This window comes from Flavobacterium sp. (assembly GCF_049318185.1).
Lineage (GTDB): Bacteria > Bacteroidota > Bacteroidia > Flavobacteriales > Flavobacteriaceae > Flavobacterium.
Window position 1 is genome coordinate 1 of sequence record NZ_JBMOGV010000055.1, and the last position, 14,972, is coordinate 14,972.

At 32.9% G+C, this 14,972-nt stretch carries 12 protein-coding genes; 9 read left to right on the forward strand and 3 right to left on the reverse strand.

Annotated features, from left to right (window positions below):
• A partial coding sequence (locus ACOYLT_RS06650) for a 50S ribosomal protein L19 (RefSeq protein ID WP_422853090.1) occupies positions 1 to 89 on the forward strand: 89 nt, incomplete at its 5' end.
• Between the two features lie 205 nt (positions 90 to 294).
• Positions 295 to 1,518 carry an NADP-dependent isocitrate dehydrogenase gene (locus ACOYLT_RS06655; RefSeq protein WP_422853079.1) on the forward strand — a complete coding sequence of 408 codons (1,224 nt, stop codon included), beginning with the start codon at positions 295 to 297 and terminating at the stop codon, positions 1,516 to 1,518.
• Positions 1,519 to 1,565: 47 nt separating this feature from the next.
• Here ACOYLT_RS06655 and ACOYLT_RS06660 read toward each other — a convergent pair whose 3' ends face one another.
• A complete protein-coding gene (locus ACOYLT_RS06660; RefSeq protein ID WP_422853080.1) occupies positions 1,566 to 2,246 on the reverse strand; it encodes a hypothetical protein in 681 nt (226 codons plus the stop codon).
• A 140-nt stretch (positions 2,247 to 2,386) separates the two neighbouring features.
• On the opposite strand from ACOYLT_RS06660, the gene ACOYLT_RS06665 reads away from it, so the two are divergent.
• The 5 genes from ACOYLT_RS06665 to uvrB all read left to right on the forward strand — a co-directional run bounded on the left by ACOYLT_RS06665 (position 2,387) and on the right by uvrB (position 9,496).
• Positions 2,387 to 4,759, forward strand: a complete 2,373-nt coding sequence (locus ACOYLT_RS06665) for a TonB-dependent receptor (protein WP_422853081.1) — start codon at positions 2,387 to 2,389, stop codon at positions 4,757 to 4,759.
• Positions 4,760 to 4,763: 4 nt separating this feature from the next.
• Entirely contained in the window at positions 4,764 to 5,582 is an 819-nt protein-coding gene (locus ACOYLT_RS06670) for a DUF4249 domain-containing protein (protein ID WP_422853082.1), read from the forward strand.
• A 118-nt stretch (positions 5,583 to 5,700) separates the two neighbouring features.
• On the forward strand, positions 5,701 to 6,363 hold the full coding sequence (locus tag ACOYLT_RS06675) for a thiamine diphosphokinase (protein WP_422853083.1): 663 nt from the start codon (positions 5,701 to 5,703) through the stop codon (positions 6,361 to 6,363).
• A gap of 34 nt (positions 6,364 to 6,397) precedes the next feature.
• Entirely contained in the window at positions 6,398 to 7,357 is a 960-nt protein-coding gene (gene rlmF / locus ACOYLT_RS06680) for a 23S rRNA (adenine(1618)-N(6))-methyltransferase RlmF (RefSeq protein ID WP_422853084.1), read from the forward strand.
• 150 nt (positions 7,358 to 7,507) lie between these two features.
• Positions 7,508 to 9,496: an excinuclease ABC subunit UvrB gene (uvrB, locus tag ACOYLT_RS06685; protein WP_422853085.1), complete on the forward strand. Its 1,989-nt coding sequence runs from the start codon at positions 7,508 to 7,510 to the stop codon at positions 9,494 to 9,496.
• 292 nt (positions 9,497 to 9,788) lie between these two features.
• Here uvrB and ACOYLT_RS06690 read toward each other — a convergent pair whose 3' ends face one another.
• Positions 9,789 to 10,601 (reverse strand): tyrosine-type recombinase/integrase, encoded by an 813-nt coding sequence (locus ACOYLT_RS06690; protein ID WP_422853086.1) that lies wholly within the window; start codon positions 10,599 to 10,601, stop codon positions 9,789 to 9,791.
• 197 nt (positions 10,602 to 10,798) lie between these two features.
• On the opposite strand from ACOYLT_RS06690, the gene ACOYLT_RS06695 reads away from it, so the two are divergent.
• A complete protein-coding gene (locus tag ACOYLT_RS06695) occupies positions 10,799 to 12,661 on the forward strand; it encodes a DUF262 domain-containing protein (RefSeq protein WP_422853087.1) in 1,863 nt (620 codons plus the stop codon).
• Positions 12,662 to 12,803: 142 nt separating this feature from the next.
• Entirely contained in the window at positions 12,804 to 14,327 is a 1,524-nt protein-coding gene (locus ACOYLT_RS06700) for a T9SS type A sorting domain-containing protein (protein WP_422853088.1), read from the forward strand.
• A gap of 203 nt (positions 14,328 to 14,530) precedes the next feature.
• On the opposite strand, the gene ACOYLT_RS06705 is transcribed toward ACOYLT_RS06700, so the two are convergent.
• Positions 14,531 to 14,743 carry a hypothetical protein gene (locus tag ACOYLT_RS06705; RefSeq protein ID WP_422853089.1) on the reverse strand — a complete coding sequence of 71 codons (213 nt, stop codon included), beginning with the start codon at positions 14,741 to 14,743 and terminating at the stop codon, positions 14,531 to 14,533.
• Positions 14,744 to 14,972: the final 229 nt, after the last annotated feature.

Genomic DNA, 14,972 nt, shown 5'->3' on the forward strand with positions numbered 1-14,972 from the left:
ACCAAAGAGGTAAAGTTAGAAGAGCTCGTATCTACTACTTTAGAGAACTTACTGGAAAAAAAGCAAAAATCAAAGAAAGAAGAAGATAATTCAATACTTTGTAATCATAAAAAGTCTCGAATATCGAGACTTTTTTTTATATCGAAAACAGATTAAAATTGTGAATTTCTTATTATTTAAACCTAAAAATAATAAATTCATAATTCAATCGTTTTAGCAAATGATATAAATGAAACTTCTATCTTATTAATTATATTTGCAATCGTTAATTTTTAAAAAAATAAACTAAAACAAATGGCAAAAATTAAAGTAGCCAATCCAGTAGTAGAATTGGATGGCGATGAAATGACAAGAATTATTTGGAACTTTATTAAAGAACAATTAATCCTTCCATATCTTGATTTAGATATAAAATATTATGACTTAGGCATAGAACATAGAGATGCTACCAAAGATCAAGTTACAATTGACTCAGCTGAAGCCATCAAAAAATATAATGTAGGTATCAAATGTGCTACCATTACTCCAGACGAAGAACGCGTTAAAGAATTTAACCTTTCTGAAATGTGGAAATCTCCAAACGGAACCATCCGTAACATAGTTGGCGGAACTGTATTCCGTGAACCAATTATTATGAGCAATGTTCCTCGTTATGTACAAGGTTGGACAAAACCTATTGTAATTGGTCGTCATGCTTTTGGAGACCAATATAAAGCAACTGATAAAGTAATCAAAGGAAAAGGCACATTAACCATGAGTTTTACTAATGAAGCAGGTGAAACTACTACTTGGAATGTTTATGATTTTAAAGGCGATGGAGTAGCTATGTCAATGTATAATACAGACGAAAGTATCTACGGATTTGCACATTCTTCTTTCCAAATGGCATTGACGAAAAAATGGCCTTTATATCTTTCTACCAAAAACACCATCTTAAAAGCCTATGACGGTAGATTTAAAGACATTTTTGAAGAAGTATACCAACAATATTACAAAACCGAATTTGATAAAGAAGGAATTACATACGAACACCGATTAATTGATGATATGGTTGCTTCTTGTATGAAATGGAATGGTGGATTTGTTTGGGCATGTAAAAACTATGATGGTGATGTACAATCGGATACCGTTGCTCAAGGATTTGGTTCTTTAGGATTAATGACTTCTGTGCTTGTAACTCCTGATGGAAAAACGGTTGAAGCGGAAGCAGCTCACGGAACCGTAACTCGTCATTACAGAGAACACCAAAAAGGAAGAAAAACTTCAACCAATCCAATAGCATCTATATTTGCTTGGACACGTGGATTAGAACACCGAGGAAAATTAGATAGTAACCAAGAACTAATCGATTTCTGTCATGCATTGGAAGCTGTTTGTATTGAAACCGTTGAAGCTGGTCAAATGACAAAAGACTTAGCGATGTTAGTAAAACCAGATGGTTTAACAGATACTGATTATTTATCAACGGAAGATTTCCTGCAAACTTTGAAAACCAATTTAGATAAAAAATTATCTTAGTTTCAAATTATATATTATTTAAAAAAGCGATCAAATGATCGCTTTTTTTATTCCTTTTCTTCAATTCCTTTAATTTTTCTAATTTTAACAATGGCTTTATAATTTGTATTCAGCGTCCATTGTTGATTAGTGACTAACTTTTCATTACCATCAAAAAAAGCAAACTGTCCAGTATTTGGAAATAATTCTCCTGTATTTAAAGCTTCAATTTGAATGGTATTTAACCCTTCTTTTAACTCTAAATGATACATTTTAAAACCAGATTCTAAATCAATAATTGGAATAACAACACTTTCATTTAACCAAATGCTGACTTTGTCACCATCAATAGCGCCAAAATCTCTACAAGACACATTCAATTTAAATGTAGTAATAATAAACTCTCCCAAAAACATATCACTGTTGACAATTTCCTGCGTTAGTCCTTCGCGCTTCATTTGATCATTCATTTTCTGAGTGTAGGCTGAAGCAGGACTTTCAAATTTTTCTTTCTCCATGATGCCTTTCTCTTCTTCAGGTTTTTTTTTGATTAGAGAAACATTTTCTAATAATTTATCTTTTTTGTCAAAAATACTTGGATACTTAATTGATTTTGAAGAAGTAGGAGTAACTTGCCCTGAACTATTTGAAACTGGTGCAATGTTTATAGTTTTCTTGGGCAACTCAAACTGAGCAAACCCTTTTGTAGAAAAAAGTAATAATAAAAAGTAAAAACTATATTTTTTCATAGGTAACCAATAATCATTTTGTAAAAGTATTTAAAAACCTATAATATTATAATTCTAATTAACCTAAGCTTAACATAAAATTATAGTAACATTTCGGTACTTTGTGCTTCAAAATTGCAATAAACAAAACAACAAATTATATGCCTAAAAAAATTATTCTTTTATCATTTTTTATTCTAGTAACAATAAGTTCATTAGCTCAAGAAAAATTCACAATTAGCGGAGTCATTTCAGATTCAAAAACAAACGAAACGCTTATAGGTGTCAATATTTATATTCCCGAAAAAAAAGCAACCATTATAACCAATGAGTATGGGTTTTATTCTTTAACCGTAACAAAAGGAACTTATAATATCCAAATAAGCTATGTGGGTTATGAAACCCTTGAAGAAACAATTTCTTTAGAAAATGACAGTAAGAAAAATTTCAATTTAACAGAAACTGGTCAAGCTTTAGATGAAGTAGTCATTAACACTGAAAAAACAGCTACTAATATTCGCAAACCTGAAATGAGTGTACATAACCTTTCCACAGCAACTATCAAAAAAATTCCAGTGGTACTTGGCGAAGTGGATATTATTAGAGCATTATTAACGTTACCTGGCGTTACCAATGCTGGCGAAGGACAATCTGGCTTTAATGTGCGTGGTGGTGGTGCCGACCAAAACTTAATTTTATTAGACGAAGCTACTATTTTTAATTCATCACACCTTTTTGGGTTCTTTTCCGTTTTTAATCCCGATGCTATAAAAGATTTAAAATTGTATAAAGGAGGGATTCCCTCTCGCTATGGCGGAAGAATTTCTTCTGTGTTAGATATTTATCAAAAAGATGGCAATAGCAACAAATTTAGTATGAATGGTGGTATTGGCTTAATTTCTAGTAGACTACTTGCTGAAGGCCCAATTGTAAAAGATAAATTATCTTTTCTTTTTGCTGGTAGAGGTTCTTATGCGCATCTGTTTTTAAAACTTTCAGACAATCCTAACTCCGCTTATTTCTATGATTTGAATACCAAATTGAATTATAAACTCAACTCAAATAATAATTTATTCCTTTCGGGATATTTTGGTAGAGATGTTTTTAATATCAATAATAACTTCATCAATACCTACGGAAATGCAACCTTAAATTTGCGTTGGAATCATTTATTTTCAGATAAATTATTTTCTAATCTATCAGCAATATATAGTGATTACTATTATGGATTAGATTTAGATTTAATTGGTTTCCTTTGGAATTCTGGCATCAAAAATTATAATATCAAATATGATTTCAAATATTATGTTACAGATAAAGTAAAATTAAACTATGGTGTAAGTGGTATTTATTATGACTTCAACCCAGGCACTATCGAACCTTCAAATTCTGAATCAGGAATAAATTACAAACAATTAGAAAAAAAATATGCTTTTGAACCATCAGTATATCTTGATGCGGAACAAAAAATATCCAACAAGTTATCACTCTCCTATGGTATAAGATTTAGTAGGTTTTATCGTTTAGGAAGTTCAACCGTAAATTTATATGAGAATAATCAACCTGTAGTATTCAATCAAGAATTACAGATTTATGAAAAAGCTACACCAATTGACACCCAATTCTATGACAAAAATAAAGTTATAGAGAGTTTCAATAATTTAGAACCTCGTTTTGCCGCATCCCATCAATTAAATGATAATACATCCATAAAAGCAAGCTATAACAGAATGGCGCAATATCTTCAATTGATTTCAAATACAGCATCGCCAACACCCTTGGATATTTGGACACCAAGTGATCAGTACATCAAACCTCAAATTGCTGATCAAGTCGCATTAGGTTACTTTAGAAATTTTAAAGAGGATAACTATTCTCTAGAAGTGGAAACGTATTTCAAAAAAGTAAAAAACAGAATTGACTACATTGATGGCGCTGATTTAATTGCTAATGAAGCCATAGAACAAGCAATCTTGAATGGTGAAATGAGATCCTATGGAATTGAATTCTTGTTGAGAAAAAATTCAGGTAATCTCTATGGATGGATATCCTATACTTTATCAAAATCAGAACAAAGAACTCCAGGAAGAAATGCCAACGAACCAGGAATAAATAATGGAAATTGGTACCGTTCTGGTTATGACAAACTGCATAATCTTTCGGTTACAAGTTCCTATAACTATAATCCCAAATGGACTTTTGGAGCCAATTTTGTGCTACAAACGGGTCAACCTGTCACCTTTCCAAATGGACAATATGAATACCAAGGAATTACCATTCCTACCTATGGTCTTAGAAATGAAGATAGATTACCAACTTATCATCACCTGGATATTTCGGCTACTTATACACCAAAACCAACTAAGAAAAAAGGCTGGCAAAGTGAATGGGTTTTCTCTATTTATAATTTATATGGAAGAAAAAATGCTGCTTCCATATCGTTTAGACAAAATGTGGATACGGGTGCCAATGAAGCCATAAGATTATCCATCTTCGGAATTGTTCCAGGTGTTAGTTATAACTTTAAATTTTAATATCATGAAAATCTATAAATTCACAATACTTTTTATTTTGATTGCACTATTAACAAGTTGCGAAGATGTCATAAAAGTAGATTTAGAAACTGCAGCACCAAGATTGGTCATTGACGGCTCTATTCAATGGCAAAAAGGAACTCTGGGCAACGAACAACAAATAAAATTATCAACCACAACTGGTTTTTATGATAGCACAATTCCAACAGTTTCTGGCGCTAGTGTAGTAGTGACCAATAGTGATAATGTGGTTTTTAATTTCATTGAAACTACCCCAAACACAGGTGTTTACAACTGCTCAACATTTGTCCCAGAATTAGATGAGACTTATGTCTTAACCGTTATTCTAAATGGACAAACCTACACAGCCACTGAAACTTTAAAAAGTGTAAGTCCAATTACCACTATTGAACAAAAAAATAATGGCGGATTAGGTAATGATATTGAAATCAAATCATTTTTTGATGATCCAGCCAACATAGAAAACTATTATATGTTCAAATACAAATCAAATATTGCTGTAATACCAACTTTTGAAGTTGATGATGATGAACTTACCGATGGAAACCAAAATTTTGGATTGTATATGAATGAAGACATTGGCACTGGTGACCAACTAGACATTACAATTTATGGCATTTCAAAACGATATTATGAGTATATGAATAAATTATTACTAATTTCTGTTGGAAGCAATGGTCCTTTTTCAACGCCACCTGCAACTGTTCGTGGTAATATTATTAATCAAACCAATAGTAACAACTTTGCTCTAGGTTATTTCAACCTTTCTGAAACTGATGTAAAGAATTATGTAATTCAATAATTGAAAAGTAGTATTTTTGAAAACTTTTTGGAAATCAGAAGTTTGAAGATTGTTTCAACTAAATATTGTTATTACAAAATCTGAAATCTGAAATCTGAAATCTGAAATCTGAAATCTCATGTCATCACATCATATCGTTCGCGACGACCAAGAACCCGCATTGATTATTGCCAATGGTGAAATGTGTAGTTCCGAATTATTAGGACAACTGCTAGAATGGTCACCATTAGTAATTGTTTTGGATTCTGCTATTGAACGTGTTTTGGAATTGGGCATCAAAGTAGATGTTTTATTAGGCGATTTTGACAGAGGTTTTGATGCCAAGTATTACAAAGAAAAACAATATCCCATTGAGATTGTTTATACGCCAAACCAAGACAAAACCGATTTAGAAAAGGCATTTGATTATTTAATCGAAAAAGGACACAAAGCCGCCAATGTAATATGGGCAACAGGCAAACGTGCAGACCATACCATTACTAATTTAACTAACATTGTTAGCTATAGAAATACTTTAAAAATTGTTGTCCTTGATGACCATTCCAAAGTCTTTTTGCTGCAAAATTCTTTTGAAAAATGGTATACTGCCAATACGATACTTTCGCTCATTCCCATTGGAAAAGTTTCGGGTATAACGACCAAAAATCTTTTTTATGCTTTAAATAATGAAGCCCTTACTATTGGTTATCGTACAGGAAGTAGCAATCATGTTATTGAAGATGGAATGGTTGCTATTAGTCACACAGATGGTGATTTATTGTTAATGGAATGCTGGGATTAATTGGAAGTACGAAGTTAGTAGTAGAAAATAACAAATGAAAGAAACTCGAAAAGCTATAGAAAAAACAGGACTACATCTAAGAAATCCACATCAGTTTCGATATGATTTTGAACTGTTGCTAAACAATTATCCCGAATTAAAAAACTTTGTTCATACCAAAGAACACCGTTCAGGGGCTTCGGAAGAAACAATCGATTTCAGTAATCCAGATGCTATAAAAGCACTAAATAAAACATTATTGATTACTTATTACGACATTCAAAACTGGGACATTCCGTCAAATTATCTTTGTCCGCCAATTCCTGGAAGAGCCGATTACATTCATTACATAGCCGATTTATTAGCCAATTCTAATAATGGTATTATTCCTGAAGCAGAACAAGTTGTAGGGTTAGATATAGGTATTGGTGCCAATTGTATTTATCCAATTATTGGAAATAATGCTTATGGATGGAGTTTTGTAGGTGCCGATATTGATGAAGACGCGCTTCAAAATTGCAAAAAAATCATTGCTAACAATGCAAAACTAATTGATGTTATCAGTTTGCAGTTGCAAGTAGAAGCACGATATATATTCAAGAATATTATTCTTCCCGAAGACAGATTTGCTTTTACCATTTGCAATCCGCCATTTCATTCATCAGCGGAAGCAGCTGCAAAAAGCGCTTTGCGAAAAATCAACGCCTTAGATGAAAACAAAACTTCCAATCCTGTGTTAAACTTTGGTGGGCATCAAGCCGAATTGTGGTGCAAAGGTGGCGAATTGGGTTTCATAACCCAAATGATTTATGAAAGTGCCAAATATCCTTTGCAGTGTTTGTGGTTTACGACTTTGGTTTCCAAAAAAGACAATTTGAAAAGCATCTATAAAATTTTAGGAAAGGTGAGTGCTGTAGCAATAAAAACTATCGACATGGCACAAGGGCAGAAAATTAGCCGCATTGTAGCTTGGACTTTTTTAAGTGAAACGCAACAAAAGGAATGGAAGTTTTAAGCAGAAAGTTACTGAGTTTTTGAGTAGCTAAGTAGCTGAGAAAAAATCTTTAAATTTGAGACAAAGCATTTCTATTACTAAAACGCCTAACTTTGTAAAAATACAAACTCAGTTACTCAGCAACTAAGTTACATAGTAACTTCATAAAAAATGAAATTCCAAGTCGTATCCGAATACAAACCCACTGGTGACCAACCGCAAGCTATTGAAAAATTAGCCAAAGGCATTATCGAAGGTGATAAATATCAAACTTTATTAGGAGTAACAGGTTCAGGGAAGACATTCACAGTGGCCAATGTTATTGAAGAAGTGCAAAAACCCACATTGGTTCTTGCCCACAACAAAACCTTAGCAGCTCAGTTGTACTCGGAGTTCAAACAGTTTTTTCCCAATAATTCGGTGCAGTATTTTGTGTCTTATTACGACTATTACCAACCCGAAGCGTATATACCTGTTACCGGAGTTTTTATAGAGAAAGATTTATCCATCAATGAAGAATTAGAGAAACTCCGTTTGAGCACCACCTCTGCGCTGCTTTCGGGACGTAGAGATGTATTGGTTGTAGCGTCTGTTTCGTGTTTGTATGGTATTGGAAATCCCGTAGAATTTCAAAAGAATGTGGTTTCCATTGAAAAAAACCAAGTCATTTCGCGCACCAAATTACTTCATAAATTAGTACAAAGTTTATATTCTAGAACTGAGGCCGAGTTTACTCCAGGAAATTTCAGGATTAAAGGCGATACAGTAGAAATCTTCCCTAGTTATGCCGATGAACCTTTTCGGGTACACTTCTTTGGTGATGAAATTGAAGCAATAGAAGCCTTTGATCCCAAGACTTCGAAAATATTTGAGCGCTACGAAAAACTGAATATTTATCCCGCCAATATGTTTGTGACTTCGCCCGATGTGTTGCAAGCCGCTATTTGGGATATCCAACAAGACTTGGTAAAACAAGTAGATTATTTCAAGGAAATTGGCAAACACTTGGAAGCCAAACGACTGGAAGAACGCACCAATTTTGACCTAGAAATGATACGCGAATTGGGGTATTGCTCTGGGATTGAAAACTACTCGCGGTATTTAGACAGACGATTACCAGGCACAAGACCTTTCTGTTTGTTGGATTATTTTCCTGATGATTTCCTGATGGTAGTGGATGAAAGTCACGTAACGATTTCTCAAGTGCATGCCATGTATGGTGGCGATAGAAGCCGTAAAGAAAACTTAGTAGAATATGGTTTCCGCCTGCCTGCCGCTATGGACAACCGTCCATTGAAGTTTGAGGAATTTGAAAGTATGCAAAACCAAGTGATTTATGTATCTGCCACACCAGCCGATTATGAATTGCAAAAATCAGAAGGGATTTATGTAGAACAAGTCATTCGCCCAACGGGTTTGCTTGACCCAATTATAGAAGTGCGTCCGAGTTTGAACCAAATAGACGATTTGATAGAAGAAATTCAGTTGCGATGTGAAGCCGATGAACGCGTTTTGGTCACTACTTTAACCAAAAGAATGGCTGAAGAACTGACTAAATATTTGACCAAAGTTGCCATCCGTTGTCGTTATATCCACTCGGATGTGGATACTTTGGAACGGGTAGAAATTATGCAGGATTTGCGCAAAGGGTTGTTTGACGTGCTCATTGGTGTGAACTTACTACGTGAAGGTTTGGACTTGCCCGAAGTATCATTAGTAGCCATACTCGATGCTGATAAAGAAGGTTTCTTGCGTAGCCATCGTTCGTTGACACAAACAGTAGGTCGTGCAGCACGAAACGTGAACGGCAAAGCGATTTTATATGCCGACAAAATCACCAACAGCATGCAAAAAACGATGGATGAAACCACATACCGTCGCGAGAAACAAATTGCCTACAACACTTTGCACGGTCTAGAACCAAAGGCATTAAATAAAAGTCTCGGCAACGCTTTGAGCAACAACTCGGTTTCTACCCAATATTTTGAAGATAAAATTGCTAAAGCCGCCGAACCCGAAAGCTTGTATTTATCAAAACCCGAGATTGAAAAGAAAATCCGTGAGGCGCGCAAAGCGATGGAAAAAGCGGCTAAGGATTTGGACTTTATGCAAGCCGCAAAATACCGGGATGAAATCAAGGCATTGCAGGACAGGATGTAAATTGCTGCTACTTTCTCCCCTCTATCTTCCCTGTTGCTATTCTTTTATATACTTATTTTTTTAATGGTTTTTGGCCCAAAAAAAGCGGGTTGCAATTCTTGCGCAAGAAAATATTTTTGTTGTACAAGAAAAAAAAATGTTGTGCAAAAATGAGCGCCTTGTTGCGCAAAAACTATTAAATTGTTGCCCAACAAATGATTCAATTATACGCAAGAAATTGACTTAGACCAAAAATGGTACTAAAATCTGACCAAAATGGCAAGATAGCTTAGAGAAACTGATACACTTTTTTTTATAAATTATCCAACGGACTTATAATCTTTCTTTTAGAAACATCTGTTAAGTGAGTGTAAATCATAGTTGTTTTAATGGAGTTGTGTCCCAATAGTTCCTGTACAAATCGAACATCTGTACCTTGCTCAATCAGATGAGTTGCAAAACTGTGACGTAATGAATGTACTGAGGCATTCTTTTTAATTTTTGCTTTTATTAAAGCATTTTTGAGTATTTGCTGAACAGAACGAACAGCATATTGACCTCCAGACTGTCCTTCAAAAAGAAATTCTTTTGGCTTATATTCTAAAAAATAATCTCTCAGTAAAACTAGCAATTTAGGCGATAACATAATTGTTCTGTCTTTCTTCCCTTTGGATTGTTTAATACTTATTAGCATTGTAGAAGAATTGATGTCATTAATTTTTAATGCAACTACCTCTGATACTCTCAATCCAGCTGAATAGCATGTGCTTAAAATGGCACGATGTTTTAAATTTTCTGTACAATCAATATTTTTTTTAACTTCTTCCTGAGTTAGTACTATTGGAATTTTATGTTCAACCCTATCTGGATAGAGATAGTTTAAATCTACTCGTTGTTGTAATACTCCTGCATAATAAAATTTTATAGCTGCCACTAGCTGTTTTTGGTAGGATTGAGAGATACCATATACTGTTACTTGTTCATTTATAAACTCTTCAATTTTCTTTAATGATAAAATATCAACATCCTGTTCACTGAAATAATTGAAAAATTGACGCAATGCACCAACATAAGTCTTGATGCTTGCAGGACTATATCTTTTTATTTCTAAAAGCCTGATAAACAATTCTATTTTTTTATCCATTGCAAAACAGTATTAAAAAAAGTAAAGTTATACGCAATGTAGTGAAAATATTCGTAAAAAAGTACTCTTTTGATTGAATTTACGCAATTTACTTGTACGATACTTTAGAATTGCGTTAATTTGGGTGTTAGCGGTCAGTTTGAAAGACACATCACAAACAAAAAACAACAAACAGAAAAATGGGACTGAAACCTTATGATAAAAAAATTAGTCAAATCTTCAATAACGTTCAATACGATGTTGACTTTTACCAAAGAGAATACAAATGGAATGACGAACTTGAATACAAGCCAGTTTCATCATTACTAAAGGATATTTTTTATCGGTTTGACCTCGAAAAGTATAATCCAAACCAAGAAATCAATCAAGAAAGCACAGAAAAACTTGAATGGTATTACTTGAACACTTTTATGACCAACTTAATCAAAGGGAAAAAGTACATTGTTGACGGACAACAAAGACTCACGACTTTGACATTGGTTTCAATTGGACTTTATCATTTAGCGATAAAGCATAAACTTGAACAGCATATTATTGATTCCTTGAAAAATTCAATCGTTGGTGTAACTGAATTTGGAAAAACATTTTGGATGGGTTTCAAAGATAGAAAAACTGCACTTGAAGATATTTTAGACAACAATATTGGTTTTAAAGGACAAAATGATGATAACAATATTTCTGAAAAAAACATTTACAGAAATTACGGTGTGATTCTAAATAGTTTAGACGCAAAGTTTGCTACCCCACACAAATTGCAAACGTTCATATCTTATTTCAGACACCGAGTTTACTTAATAGAAATTGAAATCGATAAAGACAAAGATGTGGCAATGGTCTTTGAGGTTATTAATGATAGAGGCGTGCCATTAAAGCCATATGAAATTTTGAAGGGGAAAATTTTAAGCCAAATTGACATTGCGGACAGAGAAAAATATATCAAAATTTGGGAAACACAAATTGAGAAAATTGAAAAAAATGGCGAAAATGAAATTGACGAATTTTTCGGATTTTATTTCAGAAGTAAGTTCTCCGATAATGCTGAACAATACAGCAAACTTGATAAGACAAGATACCATAAAACAATTTTTATGGAAGAATACGACCAAAAAATTGGCTTAAAAAATAATGAAGAAAAAGCCAGACTATTTGTTGAAAAAACACTCCCTTACTTTTCTAACATTTATATTGAAATGCTCAAATACTACCATGACTACAATAAGAATTATGAAAGTGTTTATTTCAATAAACTTAATGATATGGATGGTCAATTTGTATTGACTTTATCTTCAATTGAGTTGGATGATACAATGAGAGATGAAAAACTAAAATTAATACCAAAATATTTTGACAAGTTCTTCACGCTATGCAATCTAACAAATAGCTATAAATCTAACGAATTTAACACAAACGTTATTTCGCTATCTATAGCAATTAGAAATTCGGCATTAGACATCGCAAAAATAGGTTTTGACAATCAACTTCTGACCGTAGTTAAAAAGAAATACGATAGAGATACATTAGACGAAGCATTCAAATATGAATTTTTCAGAAACATTGGATATAATGATTTTGGGCGAACCTTTTTAAGGTACTATTTTGCAAGAATTGACCACTACATAAGCGACTTCTCAAATGAAAGCGAATATGGTAGTTATTATCAACTTGTTGCTCAAACACAAGGTGCAAATGTTTATCACATTGAACATATTATAACCAACAATGAAGAAAACTTAAAGCTATTCAAAGACGAAGAAGAATTTAACCAACAAAGGAACAGACTTGGCGGGCTTTTGCTTCTGAAAGGAAAAGATAATCAATCTTCGGGAGACGAACTTTATGAAGATAAATTAAAAACATACAACGTAGTTGGTACATATTACGCAAGAACATTATTACCAGATATGTATCACAAAAAAGTAGCATTTAAAAAGTTCATTACAGACAACAATTTGAACTTTAAATCATATGCTACTTACGGTAAAGATGAAATTGAAGAACGACATAATTTGCTTTATGAATTGACAAAACGAATTTGGAATTAAACCGAACCGCTAACATCGTGTAAGCAATATTGCCTTGCCGCAGGCGCAACACAAGGCAACATCGCCTACACGCAAACCGTTGTACGTAATGTTAAAAAAAAACGTAAAAAAAAAACATATTAAATAATTTAAATCTAATTACATGAAAAAATTTATTTTAATCTTTTTATTTACTTACTTGAATTCTACTGCTGCAACAATTTATGTCAATGCATCTGCTGTAGGTTCAAATAATGGAACATCTTGGAATAATGCATATACCAATTTACAAGAAGCTTTAAGTAATGCTATTTTTGGTGATCAGATTTGGGTTGCAACTGGAACTTACAAAGCTACAACCACGAATGACAGAACTATTTCGTTTGTAATGAAAAACGGCGTAAATCTATATGGTGGTTTTAGTGGTGTTGAAACATCAATAAATCAGAGAAACATTAGTTCGAATCCTACAACATTATCTGGTGACATTGGTGCAATTGGTGACAACGCTGATAATACTAATACAATTATGAGGGTTACAAGTATTACTTCAGGTTTAACAATTGATGGATTTAGAATAATTTCAGGAAGAGGCTCTGGCTGTGCAGGTATAGCTTTAAATAACAATACAGGTATTATAAACATAAATAATTGCTTTTTCTTTGACAACTTTGGCGGTACAAGCGGTGCTATTTTTTTAGCATACCAAGGAAATTACACTGTCAATGTTTTCAATTGTGATTTTATAAGCAATATATCTGTAAATGGTGTGATTTTTACTGATGATTCAAATAATAATCTTAACGTAAGTAATTGTAGATTTAAGGGTTCTGTTTCTGGTGGTGTTACTGTTTTAGATTTTCATGGTGGGAATTTAACTGTAGATAAATGTATTGTTACTAATAACACTTCTAGTCAGATTGGGCTTTTTTACATATATGCTCGTTCATCTGCTAAAATTAGTAATTCACTTTTTGTTGGTAATTCTTATGAACAATCTGCCATTAAGCTTCATAGCATCCCAGGTGTTTCACAAATCATTGAAAATGTAACCATTTCACATAACAAAAAAAACTTTTTAACAAATGACTTTTACACTACAATTCACAGAGCAAATGGTTCGTTTTCAATTTATAATTCAATTATTTATCAAAATACAAACTCATCAAATAATGACCAAGTAACAGCCAGCTATACTGTTTCAAATAGTATCATTGAAAACGGTTATATTGGAGGGACAAATATTTTGAATGTAAATCCACTTTTTGTTAATCCAAATAATTTAGTTTCTGCACCATTCGATTGTACTAATTATGATTATAAATTACAAAATAATTCACAAGGAATAAATTATGGTAATAATAGCTTTGTAACTACAACTCAAGATTTAGAAAACAATACGAGGATACAACAAACAACTGTAGATTTAGGAGCTTATGAAAACATAGGTAATCTTAGCATTGGAGAAAGTACATATATAAATAAAAATTTATATTATGATTATAGTAATGAAATATTAATCTTAAAAAATATTGATTCTGGAAAAATAAAAATATATGACTTAACTGGTAAATTAGTGAAAACTTTTGAAATTGAAAACGAAATTTCTTTATCATATCTAAAGTCTGGTGTTTATATTGTTGTTCTTCAAGACTACAATGAAAGACTGAAAATTATAAAAAAATAAACACTACGTACAACAGCGGTTTGCTTCAATGGCTACTTCCGGATTTTCCTGCGGAAAATCCGCTGCTGAATGGAATGTTTTGTTATATTTGTAATGGCTTGGTGTTGGTTCAACGCCACTGAAAGCAAGCCACATAACGTTATAAGCAAGGCTACCTGACCGCTTCGTAATGAAGTTTCTGCTATCAAAAAATATAAAATGGCTCATTGCAGTCGTTTTATATGATTATGAGTTTGTGCAGTATCGTAACCAAGCGGCAACAAAATTTCGGTTATTGCCTTTGCAGCTTCGTAATCTTCTTTTTCTATCATCTGCTCATATTCTTTCATATAGCAGTATGCTGTTTTTTTACCGCAGGCAATATTTTGTTCTACTTGCCGCTTTACTTCTTCGTAATGTTGTTTATTCCAAGCCATTTTATATTTTTTGTTTATCGTTTCTAATTAAATTTTCTACTAACCAACAGCCCAGCTTATAACACGGGTTTGGCAAAATGGCTTTCCGACACACAAGCCAACGCACAAAAGCCACTTCGCCAAGCCGTAAACGTTATATGCCATTTCTCAAAAAATCTGAAAAAAAGATATTTGCATACCAAAAATTGGTATATTTGAGTTTTAAATGAAAAGTTATGGCAAAGAACAC